This is a genomic window from Agrobacterium sp. rho-8.1, assembly GCF_033957725.1.
GTDB lineage: Bacteria > Pseudomonadota > Alphaproteobacteria > Rhizobiales > Rhizobiaceae > Agrobacterium.
This window is the reverse complement of sequence record NZ_CP192789.1, coordinates 1,355,501-1,373,485: the sequence shown is the minus strand read 5'-3', so window position 1 is coordinate 1,373,485 and position 17,985 is coordinate 1,355,501. Positions and strand designations below refer to the sequence as shown.

Genomic DNA, 17,985 nt, shown 5'->3' with positions numbered 1-17,985 from the left:
CCAATGTATGTGGCCGTAAAGGGCGGTGAAGCCGCCATCGACAAAGCCCACAGGCTGTTGGCCGATAGACGCCGGGGTGATCGCGATGTGCCTGCGCTGACATTGGCCCAGATTGCCGGTCAGCTTTCGCTTGGCGTCGATCGCGTCATGGCCGAGGGCTCTCTCTATGATCCTGAACTGGCCGCCATGGCGGTGCGCCAATCGCGCGGCGATCTCATCGAGGCGATCTTTCTGCTGCGGGCCTATCGCACCACCCTACCCCGTTTCGGATATTCTCAACCGATCGACACGGGGGCCATGCAGATCGAACGCCGGGTATCTGCCACTTATAAGGATATCCCCGGTGGCCAACTGTTAGGACCAACCTTCGACTATACCCATCGTCTGATCGACCCCGCCATGGCGGGCGACGAGACCGTCGATCAGCCGGAACGGCGCGCTGCCCAGCCAGAGAGCACCTATCCACTGGTCACGGATATCCTCAATGATGAAGGGCTGATCGAGCCTGATGTCCATTCGGAAGAAGAGCCGAAGGATCTGACCCGCGAGCCGACAGCGTTTCCGGCAAACCGCGAGCTGCGGCTTCAGGCGCTGGCGCGCGGAGACGAAGGATTTCTGCTGTCGCTCGGTTACTCCACGCAACGAGGCTATGGCCGCACCCACCCCTTTGTCGGAGAAGTGCGCATCGGGCTTGTCGAGGTCGAGGTGGATGTCCCGGAGCTTGGCTTTGCCGTTTCCATCGGCTCCATTCGCGTCACGGAATGCCAGATGGTGTCGCAGTTCAAGGGTACAACGGCAGACGGTCCACGCTTCACGCGGGGCTACGGGCTGGTGTTCGGGCAGTCAGAACGAAAGGCAATGGCCGTCAGCCTCGTTGACCGCGCGTTGCGCGCCGATGAATTCGATGAGCAACGAACAGCACCGGCACAGGATGAGGAATTCGTGCTCGCCCATTGCGATAATGTCGAAGCCACCGGCTTCGTCGAGCATCTCAAACTGCCGCACTATGTGGATTTCCAGGCGGAGCTCGGCCTGCTGCGCAGGTTGCGGCAGGAAAACGAAGAGACCTCGGCCAGCAAGGAGGCAGCAGAATGAACCTGCCTAGTTATAATTTCGCCTATCTGGATGAACAGACAAAACGCATGATCCGCCGGGCAATCCTGAAGGCCATCGCCATACCCGGCTATCAGGTGCCATTCGCCTCCCGGGAGATGCCCATGCCCTATGGTTGGGGTACCGGCGGCGTTCAAGTGACGGCTGCGATCCTCGGCCCGGACGATGTTCTCAAGGTCATCGACCAAGGTGCAGACGACACGACCAACGCAGTCTCGATCCGTGCCTTTTTCGCAAAGACCGCAGGCGTGGCAACGACGACGAAAACCACGGAAGCAAGTGTCATCCAGACGCGCCACCGCATTCCCGAAACACCTCTGAAGGCCGGTCAAACCATCGTCTATCAGGTTCCGATCCCCGAGCCGCTACGCTTCCTCGAACCGCGCGAAACCGAGACCCGCATTATGCATGGGCTGGAAGAATATGGCCTGATCCAGGTCAAGCTCTATGAGGACATCGCCCGACACGGCCATATCGCCACGACCTACGCTTACCCCGTCAAAATTGAGGGCCGTTATGTGATGGACCCCTCGCCTATCCCGAAATTCGACAATCCGAAAATGCACAATTCGCCCGCGCTGCAACTGTTTGGAGCGGGTCGTGAAAAGCGGATCTACGCGCTTCCGCCGTTTACGGAAGTCGTCAGCCTCGACTTCGAAGACCATCCGTTCGAGGTCCAGAAATTCACCGCACCCTGCGCTCTTTGCAACGCAACCGGCGTCTACCTCGATGAAGTTGTGACAGACGACCGAGGCGGACGCATGTTCGTGTGCTCCGACACCGATCATTGCGAAACGAGACAGGCAGACGGCCATCACGGTCCCGGAATGCCGCAGACGGCAATGGGAGAGCAGCCATGAGTGATCCGATATTGTCCGTGCGCGATCTTGAGCGCCGATATGGCGCATTCATCGGCTGCACGGGCGTTTCGTTCGACGTCTGGCCGGGCGAGGTGATCGCAATCGTCGGCGAGTCCGGGTCCGGCAAGACCACATTGCTGAACTGTATTTCAGCCCGGCTGGATCGTTCTGCCGGTAGCGTTCGGTATCGGATGCGCGATGGGCGTTTTCCCGATCTTGCCGATCTATCGGAGGCTGAGAGACGCTTTTTGATGCGCACGGACTGGGGCTTCGTCCACCAGAACCCTGCAGATGGTCTGAGGATGCGTGTTTCCGCCGGTGCCAATGTCGGTGAACGGCTGATGGCCGTCGGTGAGCGTCATTACGGCGATATTCGCAGCACTGCCAGCGACTGGCTGGCGCGCGTCGAAATCGCCATTGATCGCATAGACGATCAGCCTGTGACGTTTTCGGGCGGTATGCGCCAGAGATTGCAGATCGCTCGCAATCTGGTGACCCACCCCCGCTTGATTTTCATGGACGAACCAACTGGCGGTCTGGACGTCTCCGTTCAGGCGCGTGTTCTCGATCTTCTTCGCGGGCTGGTCAGCGACCTTGGCCTTTCTGTCGTTCTCGTCACCCATGACCTCGCTGTCGCGCGTCTTTTGTCGCAGCGGATGCTCGTGATGAAGGACGGAAGGGTGGTTGAAAACGGTTTGACCGACCGCGTGCTTGACGATCCGCAACATGCCTATACGCAGCTTCTTGTCGCCTCGATCCCGGAGAGTTGAGATGAGCCTTCATCAACCGTCCATCAATGCTGACGAGACCGTTCTGTTGTCAGTGCAGGATGTCGCCAAATCCTTCACCATGCATCTGCGCGACGGACTTGTTCTGCCCGTCGTCAACGACGTCAATTTTGAGCTGCATCGGGGTGAATGCGTGGTGCTCGGCGGACCGTCTGGCATCGGAAAATCGTCGATATTGCGGATGGTATACGGCAATTACGCCATCGACCGTGGCCAGATCTGGGTCCGCGATGCCAAGTCTGGAACTATGCGCAACCTGGGAAGCGGCGATCCAAGACTGGTGTTGGAACTGCGAAACGAAAGCATCGGTTATGTCAGCCAGTTTTTAAGAGCCGTGCCGCGTGTCTCCGCTCTTGATGTCGTTGCAGCACCGCTGCTGGCCCGCGGCATTGCCCGGAACGAAGCATTGGAGCGTGCAGAGGTCATGCTTTTGCGATTGAACCTGCCGCAGACGCTTTTCAGCCTGCCGCCGGCGACCTTTTCGGGCGGCGAAAAGCAGCGCGTCAACATTGCGCGCGGCTTTATTACAGATCACCCGATCTTGCTTCTCGATGAGCCCACAGCGTCACTGGACTCGGAAAACCGCGACATCGTGGTTGCGATGATCGCGGAAAAGACCGACGCTGGAACAGCGGTGCTTGGAATTTTCCATGATCAACCCGTGCGGGACGCGGTGGCAAGCCGCATTCTGGATGTATCGACCTTCTCCGCCCGAAAGATGTCAGCATGACCAAGCTCTCCCTAGAACCTTTGATCCACGCGACAGCTGAGGTCAGCGACTGCCAGCTTGGGCGCTACACCGAGATCGCCGGGGGATGCCGTATCTCGGAGACGATCCTCGATGACTATTCCTACATCGAGCGCAACGGCCAGGTATGGTGCGCGACCATCGGCAAGTTTGCCAATATCGCCGCCAGTGTCCGCATCAATGCCACCAACCACCCGATGGACAGGGCAAGCCTGCATCATTTCACCTACCGCGCCGCAGACTATTGGCCACAAGGCGAAGAAGAGGCCGATTTCTTTGCGGCAAGGCGTGCGAAACGCGTGGTGATCGGTCATGACGTCTGGATCGGCCATGGCGCCACGATCCTTCCCGGTGTGAACATCGGCAATGGTGCCGTCGTCGGTTCGGGTGCTGTCGTCTCCCGCGATGTCGCCGCCTACAACATCGTCGGCGGTGTCCCCGCCCGTCTGATCCGGGCTCGCTTCGATGCACAGACCGGCCAGCGCATGGACAACCTTGCATGGTGGGACTGGTCGCATGATCGCCTTTTCGAAGCACTTCAGGATTTCCGCGATCTCCCAGCCGAAGAATTCATCAGCCGTTATGGCGGTTGACATGAAACATTCACCGAACCGTCACTGAACGATCATCAAAAGCCATCCAATCTCTTTGAACAGACCCACGCACGGAGACGGGCAATGACGGCGATTATGGTTTCCAATCTCTCGAAGACTTACGGTTCGACCCGAGCGCTGTCCGGTGTCAGCCTGATGGTCGAAAAAGGCGAGATGGTCGCCCTCATCGGGGCATCCGGCTCCGGCAAAAGCACCCTGATCCGCCATATTGCGGGCCTTGAGACTGGCGATGGTCGTAATGGCCGGATCGATGTTCTAGGCAATGTATCACAGAGCGCCGGACGCCTGACCGACAAGGTCAAGCGCGGCGCGGTCTCGGTCATCTTCCAGCAGTTCAATCTGGTGGGTCGCATGTCGGTTCTCACCAACGTTCTCATCGGTCACCTCGGCCAGATACCGCGCTGGCGTGGCACGCTGGGTCTCTTCAACCGTGCGGAAAAGAACGCGGCCCACGCAGCCCTAGCCCGCGTCGGCATTCCGCAAGTGGCGACCCAGCGCTCTTCGACCCTTTCCGGCGGCCAGCAGCAACGAGCGGCCATCGCGCGGACACTGGTCCAGGGTGCTGAAATTCTGATCGCGGACGAACCGATTTCTGCGCTCGATCCCTCTTCTGCACGACGGGTCATGGACGTTCTCGCAACCATCAACACGCAAGACAACATCACCATTCTCGTATCGCTGCATCAGGTCGAATATGCGCGACGATATTGCAAGCGCACGATTGCGATGCGCGACGGCGAAATCGTGTTTGACGGTGCTTCGAGCGAACTTTCCAACGCATTCCTTGCCGAACTCTACGGTTCGGCGTCGGAAGAACTCGTCCTGCCGGAAGCTCCGGCGGAGTACCCGGCTCCCCAACCCTGTGCGGAGCCTCAACACCGTCAGTTGGCCCTTTTAGGCGTCTGACTCACGACCACCGGAGACCACTCATGAACGCGATACTGAAAAGCATGGCGGCGATGTCTGTCGCCTTGACGATCTCCTCCGCAGCTTTGGCGCAGGACAACACGATCAATTTCGGCATTATTTCCACGGAATCCCAGCAAAACCTCAAGACCAGCTGGGACCCGCTTCTGGCCGACATGAAGAAGCAGACAGGCCTCGACATTAAGGCCTTCTTCGCGTCCGACTATGCTGGGATCATCGAGGGCATGCGCTTTAACAAGGTGCAGGTCGCCTGGTACGGCAACAAGTCTGCGATGGAAGCGGTCGACCGCGCCGATGGCGAGGTCTTCGTCCAGAGCATGCCGCTCAACGGTGATCCGGGCTACTGGTCCGTCGTTATTGTCCCTGCCGACAGCAAGATCCAGACCATCGATGACGTGCTGAAGTGCGACAAGTCGCTCAACTTCGGTCTGGGCGACCCGAACTCGACATCCGGCTATCTCGTGCCGATTACCTTCGTGTTCGGCGCCCGCGGCATCGATCCGAAAACCTGCTTCAAGAATGTCACCAACGCCAACCACGAAACCAACGCGATGGCAGTTGCCAACAAGCAGGTCGATGCTGCGGCCAACAACACCGAAAACATGGCCTTGATCAAGCAGAACAAGCCGGACGCTTTTGCGAAAATCCGCGAAATCTGGCGCTCGCCGCTGATCCCGTCCGACCCGATCGTTTGGCGTAAGGATTTGCCCGATGCGACCAAGGAAAAAATCCGTACGTTCTTCGTGAATTATGGCACCGAAAAATCGACGGGCAATGTTGCGGAAGAAAAGAAAATCTTGGCTGCTCTGAAGTGGGGACCATTCCGCCCATCGACCGACAAGCAGCTTTTGCCAATCCGGGTGATGGAACTGACGAAATCACTCTCGCAGGTCCAAGCCGACACGTCTCTTTCTGCAGAAGCCAAAGCTGAGAAGATCAAGTCTTTGACGGACCAGAAGACCAAGTTCGAAGCCGAACTCGCAGAAGCCTCCAAGACCTGAGGTCACCACCACGCTTAAGGGGCGGGTACAAGCTGCCCGCCCCCTCTTTTAAAGAACCGGAATCGTGTGCCATGAGCGAGACAACCCTTTCCAACGGTACCTTCACCAGCCCGCCAAGCGGCAGGCAACCGGGCAGCATTCGCAACTGGAGCCTGATGCTCGGTCTGGCGGCTGCGCTGATTTTCAGTTGGGGTCCAACCGAAATGGGTCGCTGGACCTTCCTGTTTACCGACGGCGGTAACATGGCTGAATATGCCAAGGACTTCTTGCACCCGGACTTCAAGACATGGCCTTATTATCTTGAAGAGATGATGGTGACGGTTCAGATCGCGCTTTGGGGTACATTTCTGGCGGTTCTTGTCTCAATCCCCCTCGGCATTCTCTCGGCCCACAATATGACGCCCTGGTGGATCAACCAGCCGGTTCGGCGGTTGATGGATATGTTCCGCGCCATCCACGAAGTCGTGTTCGCGGTCCTTTTTGTCGTCGCTGTGGGGCTTGGTCCGTTCGCAGGCGTGATGGCATTGTTCATCCATACCACCGGCATCCTCGCAAAGCTGTTTTCGGAAGCGGTGGAAGCCATCGACCCGCGGCCTGTCGAAGCGATCCGAACCACTGGTGCGTCCAGAGTGCAGCAGGTCATCTTCGGCGTCATTCCGCAGGTCTTGCCTCTGTGGATTTCGTTTTCGCTCTACCGACTGGAATCCAATGTCCGCTCGGCAACCGTGCTCGGCCTGATCGGCGCGGGCGGCATTGGCCAGATCCTGTTTGAAACCATCCGTGGTTTCTATTACCCACAAGCCTCCGCCATCATCATCATCATCGTTTTGACGGTGACCGTGATGGACCTTATTTCGCAACAGCTGCGCAAGCTCGTCATCTGACAAGACCCAAAACTCTCTCGTCTCGCGGTCATTCCCAACCGCGAGATCATGTTGTGATTGAATGCTGTCCAGCGATCAATCGAACGAGATCAGAACCTCACCCGCTTGCAAATACTCGCCCTCTTTGGCCACAAGACGGACCTTGCCTGCTTTTGGAGCCGTCACCTGCGTCTCCATTTTCATCGCTTCCATGACGGCAACGAGATCGCCTTCGGTGACATCAGCACCGTCTTCGACCTTGAAAGATTGGAGCGTGCCGGAAATGGGTGCAAGGACGCCTTCATTTTTAGGGGTCGCCTCGACTGCTTCTGCGGAACGTACGCCAGCACCGGTAAAACCCGCCAGCAATAGATGCGGCAGACCGACCGACACGCGCTTGCCGTCAATTTCCAGCCATGTGCGGGTCATCGTGGCGTTGTCTGCCGGGGCCGGGCGTTCCATGGCCTCCGGCATGTCGGCAAAGTCGGTTTCGATCCAACGTGTGTGAACCTTGAAACCATCGGTTCCAATAAAATCATCCGTATCAATGGCGGCGCGGTGGAAAGGCAAAACCGTGGCGATGCCTTCGATGCGGAATTCCTTCAAGGCGCGGCGGGCGCGGCGCAGAACCTGATCGCGGTCCGCACCGGTAACGATGAGTTTTGCCATCAGCGAATCGAACACGCCGGGGATCGTTGAACCGGTGACGACGCCGCTATCCAGACGGATACCGGGGCCGGATGGCGGATCGAACAGGGTGATTTTGCCGGGTGTGGGCAGAAAGCCGCGACCGGGATCTTCGGCATTGATGCGGAATTCCATGGAATGGCCGCGTGGTTCCGGCGTTTCGAGGACGCGCAGCTTATGGCCTTCAGCAATGCGGAACTGCTCTATGACGAGATCGATGCCGGTGGTTTCTTCCGTCACCGGATGTTCCACCTGAAGGCGTGTGTTGACTTCAAGGAAAGAAATCGTGCCATCCACGCCCAGCAGGAATTCCACGGTGCCTGCACCGGAATAACCCGCCGCCGCACAGATCGCCTTGGCAGACTGGTGGATTTTCTGGCGTTGTTCGGGTGTCAGAAACGGCGCTGGCGCTTCTTCGATCAGCTTCTGGTTTCGGCGCTGCAACGAACAATCACGGGTGCCGAGAACCAGCACATTGCCGTGCTTGTCGGCAATGACCTGCGCTTCGATATGGCGCGGGCGGTCCAGGAAGCGTTCCAGAAAACATTCACCACGCCCGAAGGCGGCTGTCGCTTCGCGCACGGCGGAACTGTAGAGATCGGCGATCTCTTCCATCTTCCACGCAACCTTGATGCCGCGCCCACCGCCGCCATGGGCGGCCTTGATGGCAACCGGAAGGCCGTGCTGCTGCGCAAAAGCGGTGACTTCCGCTGCCGTTTCAACCGGGCCATCGCTGCCCGCAACCAGAGGCGCGCCGACGCTGGTGGCAATGCGGCGTGCTTCCACCTTGTCACCCAGCACTTTGATCACGTCCGGATCGGGACCGATCCAGATCAAGCCCGCGTCGATAACGGCCTGCGCAAATTCGGCGCGTTCCGACAGGAAGCCATAACCGGGGTGGACCGCGTCCGCACCGGAGCGCTTGGCGATGGCAATCAGCTTTTCGATATCGAGATAGGTTTCCGCAGGACGCACGCCGTCCAGCGCATAGGCTTCGTCAGCCAGTTGCACGAAAACTGCATCCTGATCAGGATCGGCATAAACCGCGACCGATCCGATATCGTAATCCCGGCAGGCGCGAATGATACGCACCGCGATCTCACCGCGATTGGCAATCAGCACTTTTTTCATGGACGTTCTCCCGAAAGCTCTGTGTTCTTAACCGCCGCAATTTCGGCGAATGGCCCAAGCGGGCGAAACTGGATTTTGGCGTTGATGGGTATCTGACCCGCAAGGTCCAAGTGGTATTCCGCGACGGTACCGATGACCGGATAACCACCCGTCAGCGGATGATCGGCAAGAAACAGCACCGGCTGACCGCTATGGGGTATCTGGATTGCGCCTGTTGCCGTGCCTTCGCTTGGCAATTCCGCGCTGTCCTTGCGCTCCAGCGGCGTTTCACCGGCAAGGCGAATGCCGACGCGGCTGGACTGTGGCGTGACCTGCCAGAGCTGGCTGGTCAGTGTTTCAACACCCCGTTGTGTGAACCAGTCGGTGCGTGGACCCATCACGACATCCAGCGTGACCACATCGCCCGCCGTTGGCAGATCAAAGGCTGGAACCTCATTGATGGACACGCTGGAAAGGCCGGCTTTATTCTGTTTCAGATTGAGGATCGAACCGGCAGTCACCGTATCCGGCCCGACGACCGCAAGCGTATCCGTGGATGTGCTGCCGAGAACCGGCGCGACTTCGAAACCGCCGCGAACGGCGAGGTAACAACGCATGCCTTTTGCCGGGTTTCCAAATGTTACCACATCACCTGCCTCCAGAGAGATCGGTGCATAAGGGCTTGCTTCGACGCTGTAGGCGTCAGATTTGACCGTGATGGTACAGGATGCGCCTGCCACACCGATGACGGAGCGGCTGGTGCTTTTGAACGAAAAGCCACCCAGCGTCAGTTCCAGACAGCCGGTGTTGGCCGGGTTGCCGACGATGCGATTTGCCGCGTTGAAGGCGGAGCGGTCCAGCGCACCGGAGGCCGACACGCCCTGCCCCGTCTGGCCAAACCGGCCAAGGTCTTGAAACAAGGCGGGCATGGGTGCGGCCAGCACTTCGAAATGCGCGGCGTCGCTATTTACCACAGATTTCGCGGCGGCAGGCCTTGCAGCGTGGATGTCGATGCTGCGTCCTGCCTTGTCCATATCGAAAAAGCGGACGCGATAACCCGGTTGAAACAGCGCGCCGGGATCGCGGTCGATATCCCACATTTTCAGCGGTGTGGTGCCAAGGATCTGCCAGCCGCCGGGGCTGTTTTGCGGATAAACGCCGCTGAATGCACCGGCAAGGGCGACCGAGCCCATAGGGATACGGGTACGCGGGCTTTTGCGGCGCGGCACATGCAGCGCCGGATCACCGCCCACCAGATAGCCGAAACCGGGTGCGAAACCGCAGAATGCGACCGTAAATTCACTGTCCGTATGGCGGCGGATAACCTCTTCGACACTGAGGCCCGTCAGTTCGGCGACATCGGCCAGATCCTCGCCATCGTAGCGAACTGGAATTTCCACCAGATTGTCGGACGGGGTAATCTTTGCGGAGAGATCACGGGTGGCGATCTCGGCGGCCAGCGCCTGCGCGTCGATGGTATCAGGCCGAAACCGGATCATCAGCGTGCGGGCGGCTGGAACCGTTTCCTCGATACCTTCGATGGGGTTGGCCTCAAGCGATGCAAACAGCGCAAGCGTCTGATCGAGATCAGCAAGTTCCACCAGAATGGTCGTGAGACTGACGGGTAAAAAACGCATCGTGTCCTCACGCATGATAGGCGGAATCGGGAATATCGGTGATGAACATGTAGCCGGGAGAATGCGTGATTGCGAACGGTACACCGGATGCCATCACGGCGGCTTGTGGCGTCACACCGCAGGCCCAGAACACCGGAATTTCGCCGGGTTCGATCCGCACCGCATCGCCGAAATCCGGCTTCGCAAGGTCGGCAATGCCGAGTTCTGCCGGAGAACCGATATGCACGGGCGATCCGTGTACGGCGGGGAAGCGACCCGAAATCGTTGCGGCATCTGCCACGCGCCCGGCGGGAATGGGACGCATGGACACGACCATGTTGCCCTTCAACCGACCGGCAGGACGGCAGGGCTGGTTGGTCAGATACATCGGTACATTGGATTTATCCGTCATGTGGCGGATTTCAATGCCCGCTTCCACCATAGGCGTTTCAAACGTGAAGCTGCACCCGATGAGGAAGGAGACGAGGTCATCGCGCTCTGCCCACGCGGCGGTGGCATCTGCGGTTTCCTCCGCCAGCTTGCCATCCCGCCAGACGCGGTACTGCGGCAAATCTGTTCTGAGATCGGCACCGGGAGCAAGCACAGTGGTGGGAACGCCCGGGTCGGACACATCCAGAACCGGGCAGGCCTTGGGGTTGCGCTGCGCATACAGCAGGAAATCAAAGGCCCAGTCCCGCGGCAGAACAATCATGTTGGCCTGCGTGAAACCGGGTGCGATGCCGGATGTTGGGGCAACAAGACCGCCCCGATAATCGTCACGCGCCTTCCGGGCCGCTTTCGCATCCGTGTGATTCAGGTAGGAAGTTGGGATCGTCATATGAACACCTTACAGGCTGGAGGCGAAAGACCGGATTTCGATGCCTTCGGCCTCGAACCGATGACGGATTTGCTGTGCGATGGAAACCGCGCCGGGGCTATCGCCATGAACGCAGATGGACTGCGCCTCGATCTTAACGATGCTGCCGTCGATGGCTTCAAGTGTGCCTTCGCGGGCAAGCTGCACCATGCGGTCGGCGATTTTTTCCGCATCATGCAACACGGCACCGGCCTCACGGCGGGAGACGAGCTGGCCTTGCGGCGTGTAGGCACGGTCGGCAAAGGCTTCGGCAACAACGGCCAGCCCCGATTTGCGGGCAAGCTCCAGAATGGGCGCATTGGCAAGGCCCATCAGAACCAGAGATGGATCGATGGCCTTGATGCCATCGATAACCGCTTGTCCCTGTTTCGCATCATTGGCGATGCGGTTATACAGCGCGCCATGCGGTTTGACGTAACGCACCTGCGTTCCGGCAGCGGCGGCGATGCCTTTCAGCGCGCCGATCTGGTAAATGACATCGGCAATCAATTCTTCCGAGGTCACGTCCAGATCGCGGCGGCCAAAGCCGACGCGGTCCGGATAGGAGACATGGGCTCCCACGACGACACCATTTTCGGCAGCCGCTTTGACGGTGCGGAAAATGCCCGCCGGATCGCCTGCGTGAAAACCGCAGGCAATGTTGGCGCTGGAAACAACGGATAGCATCGCGCCATCGTCTCCCATGCTCCACGCACCGTAGCTTTCGCCAAGATCGCTGTTCAGATCAATGGAAGCCATGTCTTTCTCCTTATGCGGTCAGAAGCGCAAAGATGGGTCCGATTGACTTGTAGCCCATGTACCAGGTCAGCGCGCTGACCAGAATGCCAAGCACCAGAAGCCAGCGGGGATAACGATACCCTTCCATCAGGTCAGAACGCGCCCATGCGGCGTAGATAAAGATCGACAGGCCGATTGGAAGAATAAGACCATTGAGACCGCCGACGAAGACGAGCATCTGTGCCGGTGGTGTGGTGATGACCATGTAGAAGAACAGCGAAACGGCGATGAAGATGACGGTCGCGATATTGCGTCCACGTTCACTGATGTCCGGCTTGAAGACGGTGATGAAGGACACCGAGGTGTAGGCAGCACCGATAACCGAGGTGATGGCTGCGGCCCACAGAACGACGCCGAATATTCTCAGACCGATATCACCGGCGGCGGACTGGAACGCCTGAGCGGCAGGATTTGCGCCCTTGCCCGAAACGTCGATGATGACGCCACTGGCGACGACGCCCAGAATGGCAAGGAACAGCACGTAACGCATGACGCCAGTGACCGCGATGCCGGTGAGTGCGGCGCGATTGATGGACGGAAGATTTTCAACTCCGACCATGCCCTTGTCGAGGAGACGATGGGCGCCCGAATAGGTAATGTAACCGCCGACAGTACCGCCAACGATGGTGGTGATTGTCGCAAAATCGATTGTGGAAGGCAGGAATGTCTGGAAAAGCGCATCGCCAACCGGCGGGTTGGATGAAAATGCCACATAGACTGTCAAGACGATCATCAGAATACCGGCGAAAATGATAAAGCGGTCGACGGCCATACCCGCGCGTTTGGACAGAAAGATGCCGATGGCCAGAAGTGCGCTCAGCGCTCCGCCCCACTTCGGATCAAGCCCGAGCATGGCGTTGAGGCCAAGGCCGGAGCCGCCAATATTGCCGATGTTGAAGAAAAGACCACCGACGATGACAAGAACGGCCAGCACATAGCCGGAGCCGGGGATTGCCGCATTGGCGATGTCGGAAGCGCGCATGCGGGTGAGCGTTACGATCCGCCAGATATTCAACTGGACGACGAAGTCGATCACGATCGACGCGAGAATGGCGAAAGCGAAGGCCGAGCCCAGCTTGGTGGTAAACGTGGCCGTCTGCGTGATGAAGCCCGGGCCGATGGCCGAGGTTGCCATCAGGAAGATGGCGGCGGTCAGAGATGCGCGCCGCGATTTCGCAAACTCGACACTCTGGGCAAGCTTGTTCTGCTCCATGGATTTTCTCCTTATCGCATTCCGCCCCTCGCGGATGCTGTGCAGTGATCTTGGCGTCATCTACAAAATTGTCAATATTGTTGAACAATAAAATTATATCGTTCTTTCATTCTGCGCAATCTTTGGAACATATGCGTGGAAAATAAGCACGATTTTTACCTGTTCTGCTCACAATTTGTGATATTGCACCCGCATATTCGGCGCGCCGAAAACGCCATCGGGCGATGGATGCCCGACTGATGAGCTTTGAGGAAATGCCATGACGGAAAATTTGCCGCTTGCAGATCGTGTGGCCAAGGATATTCGTGATCTTCTGATCACCGGCGCGTTGGCGCCGGGGCAGCGTCTGTCGGAAGCGGCTTTCAGCGAACGCCTCGACGTCTCTCGAAACTCGCTGCGGGAGGCCTTCCGTCTTTTGACCAAAGACGGCCTGTTGCGGCATGAAGCCAATCGCGGCGTTTTCGTTTCCGCGCCCAGTACGGATCAGATCATCGATATCTACCGCGTACGCCGCATGCTGGAATGCAGCGCGTTACGGCAGGCATGGCCCAAGCACCCGGCAACGGCAACCATGCGCGACGCGGTTGAATACGCCAAGATACACCGCGATCTGAAGCAATGGCGTGAAGTCGGCAGCGCCAATATGAGGTTCCACGCAGCCGTGGTCGATCTGTCCGACAGCAGCCGACTGAGCGATTTCTATGCCCGCGTTGCTGCGGAACTGCGTCTCAGCTTCGGGCTTTTGAAAGACCCGGAGCAATTGCACTCTCCCTTTGTCGATATGAATGACCAGATCCTCTCGCTCGTCGAAAAGGGCGACGTGATCGAGGCCGCCGTTCAGATGGAGCAATACCTGAACCTTTCCGAACGCACCGTTCTCAAGGCACTGGAACGGGCAGCCAAATAGACCCAGCAAAACGCGCCGATATAGCAGTGGAAAGCAGCGCGCCAATATGCCATGAGGGACCTACCAGGCAACCGGTGCTTTCGAGTAAATGTCCCGTCCGTCGCCAAGCTGAACGAGTATGCCATGCAGGATAGTACCAACGGCTCCGTCATCGTTATTTCAAGCCACGTCATGCGCGGCTCAGTCGGCAACAGAGCCGTTGTGTTTGCGCTTGAAACACTTGGATTTCCGGTATGGGCCGTGCCCACCATCGTCATGCCGTGGCATCCAGGCCATGGGCCGTCCACTCGGCTGAGGTTCGACAATGGTGATTTCGATAAAGCGTTGCAGGATCTAGCCGGCTGCCAATGGGCGGGTGAAGTCCGGGCGATTCTGACGGGTTATTTCGGAAGCGTGGAACAAGTTCGCTCAACAGCGACGCTGATCCGCGCGCTGAAGGAGCGCAACGCCGACCTCATCTATGTATGCGACCCGGTCATGGGCGACAAAGGCGGGCTTTATGTGCCGGTCGAGACGGCACAAGCGATACGCGACGAACTCATCCCTCTTGCCACCGTTGCCACACCAAACCGCTATGAACTCGGTTGGATGAGCGGGGCGGAGCTTGAAACAAACAACGAGATCATGGACGCGGCACTGGCACTTGGACCGGCGAAAATGCTGGTAACCTCGGCCGTTCCAATGATGGCGGGTGGCATAGGAAATCTGTATCTGAGCGGTCGCCATGCTTTGCTGGCTGAACATCGCTCGATAGAGAATGTGCCGAACGGCCTGGGCGACCTGTTCGCTGCGCTTTTCCTGGCGCGGCTGCTTCAGGGTCTCGATGACGAAAAAGCCTTGCAATTGGCCACGGCAAGCGTCTTTGAGGTATTGGCTCGAACCATGAAACGGGGTGTCAATGAATTGACACTGGAAACTGATGCCTCAAGCCTTTCCACACCCATGGCCATGGTTCAGATGCGCCATCTCTTGCATCCGTCGCGAAGCAAGCGCACATAGCGGAGCAAAAAAAGGGTTTTCAACGCGCCAAGCATCATTTTACGATACTGGCCCAGCATAATGGTACCGAGATATCCATGAAAGATTTCCCCGACTACCTTCTCAATGGCTACAAGAATTTTATGGCCGGTCGTTACACCGACGAGCGCGAACGTTATCGTGTCTTGGCCGATACCGGCCAAAAGCCGCAAACCCTTATTATCGCCTGTTGCGACTCCCGTTCTGCGCCAGAAACCATTTTCGATTGCGGCCCGGGCGAGCTCTTCGTGATGAGAAACGTGGCGAACATGGTGCCACCGTTCGAACCCGATGGGCAGTACCACGCGACATCGGCGGCCATTGAGTATGCCGTGCAGGTGTTAAAGGTCAAGAACATCGTCGTCATGGGTCACGGCCGCTGCGGCGGAATTCAGGCTGCGCTCGACCCCAATTTCGAGTCTCTTTCTCCGGGTGACTTCATCGGCAAATGGATGAACATGGTCAAATCCGCAGCCGAGCAAATACAGAGCAATGACGTCATGACCACGTCTGAGCGCCAGACAGCGCTGGAGCGGGTTTCGATTCGAAACTCGATCAGCAATCTGCGTGCTTTTCCCTTCGTAAAGGCACAGGAAACCGCTGGCCAAGTGAAGCTGCACGGCGCCTGGTTCGACATCTCGACCGGCGAATTGTGGGTCATGGACGGCAAAACGGGCGACTTTCGCCGCCCGGATGTGTGATCGCTCTTGATGTGCGACGGCCGGTTCTACTGGCCGTCGATTGCCTTGCCGATATAGGCGATGGCCTGCTGATAAACGCTGGCGGCGTTCCAGCCCTGAATAGCAGCAAAGTTCGTCTGACCCTGCTGATATCCGGCACCGCGCTGCCAGCCGTGGCCAACCAGGAAGTTCGCTGTCGATGCGAGAGCATCTGCACGTGAACCAACCAGATCGATGCGTCCGTTACGGTCGAAATCGACGCCGTAGCGCACGACGTTGAGCGGCAGAAACTGCGTCTGGCCGATTTCACCGTGAGCAGCACCCTTGGCCGTTACGCTCAGGTTACCGCTGCCGACCAGTTTCAGAGCGGCGTAAAGCTGCTCTGTGAAATAGTCAGAGCGACGGCAGTCGTAAGACAAGGTAGCGACGGCAGACAGCGTGTGCTGGTTGCCCATAAAACCACCAAAACCAGTTTCCATGCCCCAAATTGCCAGAAGCGGGCCAGCTGGAACGCCATAGGCGCGCTCGATGTTGTCGAACAATGCGGCATTGTTCTTCTTCATAGCCTTGCCACGCGAAATGATCGCCTGACCACCGCGCTTTTGCATGAACTGGTCGAAGGAAAGCTTGAAGCTGTGCTGTCCACGGTCTGCGCTGATGGTCGGTCGATTGTAGGTAACGTTCGAAAATGCGCGGTCCAGAACCGAAGCGCTCACACCACGGCCCGCCGCTTCCTGCTTGAACGCACCGACCCAGGCATCGAAGCCGGCCGAGGTGTTGCCGCATTGTGCGGCCAGTGTCGGCGTTGCCGCCAATGCCGAAACCATTACCACGCCAACGGAAAAAGCTTTCATTGCCCGCATCAGAACCTGCCTTCAATATTTCGGGGATTATACCCAGCCTGTGGCCACGTCACAGAGAATGTGTTGATTTCAAAGTGCCTGCCAACATCAAAACCAGCAAATAAACTGCCCGTGATAGCAACAAACTCGAAAACCCGCCCATTCTCGCAGTGGAGTGGACGGGTTATAGTTAATATTTGTTAAAAAACCGTATCAGGCAGCAGCCTTACGCGGCTTAATCAATCCACGATTGACCAAAAGCTCTGCAATCTGGATGGCGTTGAGGGCAGCGCCTTTGCGGAGGTTGTCGGAAACGACCCAGATGTTGAGACCATTTTCGACGGTCGCATCCTCACGAATACGCGAAATATAGGTCGCATCTTCACCCGCACACTCGACCGGCGTGATATAGCCACCGTTTTCATGCTTGTCGATGACAAGGCAACCGGGTGCTTCACGCAGGATATCGCGCGCCTGATCGGCGGTGATTTCATTTTCGAATTCGATGTTGACAGATTCCGAGTGACCGATGAACACCGGCACGCGCACCGCGGTGCAGGTTACCTTGATCTTCGGATCGAGCATCTTCTTGGTTTCGGCCAAAACCTTCCACTCTTCCTTCGTATAACCGTCTTCCATGAACACATCGATGTGCGGGATGACGTTGAAGGCGATACGCTTGGTGAACTTCTTGACCTCGATCGAGTCCGCTACGAACACGGCGCGGGTTTGCTGGAACAGTTCGTCCATTCCTTCCTTGCCGGCGCCTGAGACCGACTGATAGGTGGAGACGACGATACGCTTGATCTTGGCAAAGTCATGCAGAGGCTTTAGCGCAACGACGAGTTGCGCCGTGGAGCAATTGGGATTGGCAATGATGTTGCGCTTTCTGAAGCCTTCGATAGCGTCGGCATTCACCTCTGGCACGATCAAAGGAACATCCTGATCATAGCGCCATGCAGATGAATTATCGATAACCACACAGCCCTGCGCACCAATCTTCGGCGACCACTTCTTGGAGACATCACCACCAGCCGACATAAGGCAGATGTCGGTATCGGAGAAATCGTAATTCTCCAGATTGGAAACCTTCAACGTGCGATCGCCATAGGACACTTCCGTACCTTGGCTACGGGCGGAAGCCAACGGAACGACCTCATCGACCGGAAAGCCACGCTCGGAAAGAATATTGAGCATTTCGCGACCGACATTACCGGTGGCACCTGCGATTGCAACTTTGAAACCCATGATAAAGCTCTCTTTCTGCCTCTCCTCTTTTTGGTGAGGGGAACCCGCATGGCTGCGGCTTCCTTTTCCCCGACCAAACCGGGGAGAGAGCGGTGGG

General features: G+C 57.9%; 18 protein-coding genes. 11 read left to right on the top strand and 7 right to left on the bottom strand.

The window, feature by feature from the left end; all coding sequences use genetic code 11:
* The first annotated feature begins 3 nt into the window (after positions 1-3).
* The 8 genes from RMR21_RS21170 (at position 4) to phnE (ending at position 6,935) form a co-directional block, all read left to right on the top strand.
* Positions 4-1,095, top strand: a complete 1,092-nt coding sequence (locus RMR21_RS21170) for a carbon-phosphorus lyase complex subunit (protein WP_498671378.1) — start codon at positions 4-6, stop codon at positions 1,093-1,095.
* Positions 1,092-1,973: an alpha-D-ribose 1-methylphosphonate 5-phosphate C-P-lyase PhnJ gene (locus RMR21_RS21165; protein ID WP_498671377.1), complete on the top strand. Its 882-nt coding sequence runs from the start codon at positions 1,092-1,094 to the stop codon at positions 1,971-1,973. The genes RMR21_RS21170 and RMR21_RS21165 overlap by 4 nt, the downstream gene beginning before the upstream one ends.
* Entirely contained in the window at positions 1,970-2,743 is a 774-nt protein-coding gene (gene phnK, locus RMR21_RS21160; RefSeq protein ID WP_498671376.1) for a phosphonate C-P lyase system protein PhnK, read from the top strand. Before RMR21_RS21165 ends, phnK begins: the two co-directional genes overlap by 4 nt.
* 1 nt (position 2,744) lies before the next feature.
* Entirely contained in the window at positions 2,745-3,491 is a 747-nt protein-coding gene (gene phnL, locus RMR21_RS21155; protein ID WP_498671375.1) for a phosphonate C-P lyase system protein PhnL, read from the top strand.
* Positions 3,488-4,102 carry a DapH/DapD/GlmU-related protein gene (locus RMR21_RS21150; protein ID WP_498671374.1) on the top strand — a complete coding sequence of 205 codons (615 nt, stop codon included), beginning with the start codon at positions 3,488-3,490 and terminating at the stop codon, positions 4,100-4,102. Before phnL ends, RMR21_RS21150 begins: the two co-directional genes overlap by 4 nt.
* Before the next feature lie 84 nt (positions 4,103-4,186).
* Positions 4,187-5,029, top strand: a complete 843-nt coding sequence (phnC, locus tag RMR21_RS21145) for a phosphonate ABC transporter ATP-binding protein (protein ID WP_498671373.1) — start codon at positions 4,187-4,189, stop codon at positions 5,027-5,029.
* A 23-nt stretch (positions 5,030-5,052) separates the two neighbouring features.
* Positions 5,053-6,051, top strand: coding sequence for a phosphonate ABC transporter substrate-binding protein (gene phnD, locus RMR21_RS21140; protein ID WP_498671372.1), 999 nt, complete (start codon positions 5,053-5,055; stop codon positions 6,049-6,051).
* A gap of 71 nt (positions 6,052-6,122) precedes the next feature.
* A complete protein-coding gene (phnE, locus tag RMR21_RS21135) occupies positions 6,123-6,935 on the top strand; it encodes a phosphonate ABC transporter, permease protein PhnE (protein WP_498671371.1) in 813 nt (270 codons plus the stop codon).
* Positions 6,936-7,010: 75 nt separating this feature from the next.
* Here phnE and RMR21_RS21130 read toward each other — a convergent pair whose 3' ends face one another.
* Genes RMR21_RS21130 through RMR21_RS21110 form a run of 5 tightly spaced genes read right to left on the bottom strand, consistent with a single transcriptional unit; the run spans position 7,011 to position 13,194 of the window.
* A complete protein-coding gene (locus tag RMR21_RS21130; protein ID WP_498671370.1) occupies positions 7,011-8,732 on the bottom strand; it encodes an acetyl/propionyl/methylcrotonyl-CoA carboxylase subunit alpha in 1,722 nt (573 codons plus the stop codon).
* Positions 8,729-10,348 carry a 5-oxoprolinase subunit B/C family protein gene (locus RMR21_RS21125; RefSeq protein ID WP_498671369.1) on the bottom strand — a complete coding sequence of 540 codons (1,620 nt, stop codon included), beginning with the start codon at positions 10,346-10,348 and terminating at the stop codon, positions 8,729-8,731. Before RMR21_RS21125 ends, RMR21_RS21130 begins: the two co-directional genes overlap by 4 nt.
* Positions 10,349-10,355: 7 nt before the next feature.
* The gene (locus tag RMR21_RS21120; RefSeq protein ID WP_498671368.1) at positions 10,356-11,165 is read right to left on the bottom strand and encodes a putative hydro-lyase; all 810 of its coding nucleotides are present in this window, start codon (positions 11,163-11,165) and stop codon (positions 10,356-10,358) included.
* A gap of 9 nt (positions 11,166-11,174) precedes the next feature.
* The gene (locus RMR21_RS21115) at positions 11,175-11,942 is read right to left on the bottom strand and encodes a LamB/YcsF family protein (protein WP_498671367.1); all 768 of its coding nucleotides are present in this window, start codon (positions 11,940-11,942) and stop codon (positions 11,175-11,177) included.
* A gap of 10 nt (positions 11,943-11,952) precedes the next feature.
* Positions 11,953-13,194 carry an NRAMP family divalent metal transporter gene (locus tag RMR21_RS21110; RefSeq protein ID WP_498671366.1) on the bottom strand — a complete coding sequence of 414 codons (1,242 nt, stop codon included), beginning with the start codon at positions 13,192-13,194 and terminating at the stop codon, positions 11,953-11,955.
* Positions 13,195-13,453: 259 nt separating this feature from the next.
* Here RMR21_RS21110 and RMR21_RS21105 point away from each other — a divergent pair, with 259 nt between their 5' ends.
* The 3 genes from RMR21_RS21105 (at position 13,454) to RMR21_RS21095 (ending at position 15,819) form a co-directional block, all read left to right on the top strand.
* Positions 13,454-14,101 (top strand): GntR family transcriptional regulator, encoded by a 648-nt coding sequence (locus RMR21_RS21105; RefSeq protein ID WP_498671365.1) that lies wholly within the window; start codon positions 13,454-13,456, stop codon positions 14,099-14,101.
* A gap of 123 nt (positions 14,102-14,224) precedes the next feature.
* Positions 14,225-15,100, top strand: a complete 876-nt coding sequence (gene pdxY / locus RMR21_RS21100) for a pyridoxal kinase PdxY (protein ID WP_498671364.1) — start codon at positions 14,225-14,227, stop codon at positions 15,098-15,100.
* A gap of 77 nt (positions 15,101-15,177) precedes the next feature.
* Positions 15,178-15,819, top strand: a complete 642-nt coding sequence (locus RMR21_RS21095) for a carbonic anhydrase (RefSeq protein WP_498671363.1) — start codon at positions 15,178-15,180, stop codon at positions 15,817-15,819.
* Positions 15,820-15,845: 26 nt separating this feature from the next.
* Here RMR21_RS21095 and RMR21_RS21090 read toward each other — a convergent pair whose 3' ends face one another.
* Positions 15,846-16,661, bottom strand: coding sequence for a lytic murein transglycosylase (locus RMR21_RS21090; protein ID WP_498671362.1), 816 nt, complete (start codon positions 16,659-16,661; stop codon positions 15,846-15,848).
* Between the two features lie 192 nt (positions 16,662-16,853).
* Positions 16,854-17,888 carry an aspartate-semialdehyde dehydrogenase gene (locus RMR21_RS21085; protein ID WP_498671361.1) on the bottom strand — a complete coding sequence of 345 codons (1,035 nt, stop codon included), beginning with the start codon at positions 17,886-17,888 and terminating at the stop codon, positions 16,854-16,856.
* Between the last annotated feature and the right edge of the window lie 97 nt (positions 17,889-17,985).

Bases quoted from the DNA above. Each gene is read 5' to 3' on its own strand.
- RMR21_RS21170 (WP_498671378.1), top strand. From the start codon at position 4: ATGTATGTGGCCGTAAAGGGCGGTGAAGCCGCCATCGACAAAGCCCAC.
- RMR21_RS21165 (WP_498671377.1), top strand. From the start codon at position 1,092: ATGAACCTGCCTAGTTATAATTTCGCCTATCTGGATGAACAGACAAAA.
- phnK (WP_498671376.1), top strand. From the start codon at position 1,970: ATGAGTGATCCGATATTGTCCGTGCGCGATCTTGAGCGCCGATATGGC.
- phnL (WP_498671375.1), top strand. From the start codon at position 2,745: ATGAGCCTTCATCAACCGTCCATCAATGCTGACGAGACCGTTCTGTTG.
- RMR21_RS21150 (WP_498671374.1), top strand. From the start codon at position 3,488: ATGACCAAGCTCTCCCTAGAACCTTTGATCCACGCGACAGCTGAGGTC.
- phnC (WP_498671373.1), top strand. From the start codon at position 4,187: ATGACGGCGATTATGGTTTCCAATCTCTCGAAGACTTACGGTTCGACC.
- phnD (WP_498671372.1), top strand. From the start codon at position 5,053: ATGAACGCGATACTGAAAAGCATGGCGGCGATGTCTGTCGCCTTGACG.
- phnE (WP_498671371.1), top strand. From the start codon at position 6,123: ATGAGCGAGACAACCCTTTCCAACGGTACCTTCACCAGCCCGCCAAGC.
- RMR21_RS21130 (WP_498671370.1), bottom strand. From the start codon at position 8,732: ATGAAAAAAGTGCTGATTGCCAATCGCGGTGAGATCGCGGTGCGTATC.
- RMR21_RS21125 (WP_498671369.1), bottom strand. From the start codon at position 10,348: ATGCGTTTTTTACCCGTCAGTCTCACGACCATTCTGGTGGAACTTGCT.
- RMR21_RS21120 (WP_498671368.1), bottom strand. From the start codon at position 11,165: ATGACGATCCCAACTTCCTACCTGAATCACACGGATGCGAAAGCGGCC.
- RMR21_RS21115 (WP_498671367.1), bottom strand. From the start codon at position 11,942: ATGGCTTCCATTGATCTGAACAGCGATCTTGGCGAAAGCTACGGTGCG.
- RMR21_RS21110 (WP_498671366.1), bottom strand. From the start codon at position 13,194: ATGGAGCAGAACAAGCTTGCCCAGAGTGTCGAGTTTGCGAAATCGCGG.
- RMR21_RS21105 (WP_498671365.1), top strand. From the start codon at position 13,454: ATGACGGAAAATTTGCCGCTTGCAGATCGTGTGGCCAAGGATATTCGT.
- pdxY (WP_498671364.1), top strand. From the start codon at position 14,225: ATGCAGGATAGTACCAACGGCTCCGTCATCGTTATTTCAAGCCACGTC.
- RMR21_RS21095 (WP_498671363.1), top strand. From the start codon at position 15,178: ATGAAAGATTTCCCCGACTACCTTCTCAATGGCTACAAGAATTTTATG.
- RMR21_RS21090 (WP_498671362.1), bottom strand. From the start codon at position 16,661: ATGCGGGCAATGAAAGCTTTTTCCGTTGGCGTGGTAATGGTTTCGGCA.
- RMR21_RS21085 (WP_498671361.1), bottom strand. From the start codon at position 17,888: ATGGGTTTCAAAGTTGCAATCGCAGGTGCCACCGGTAATGTCGGTCGC.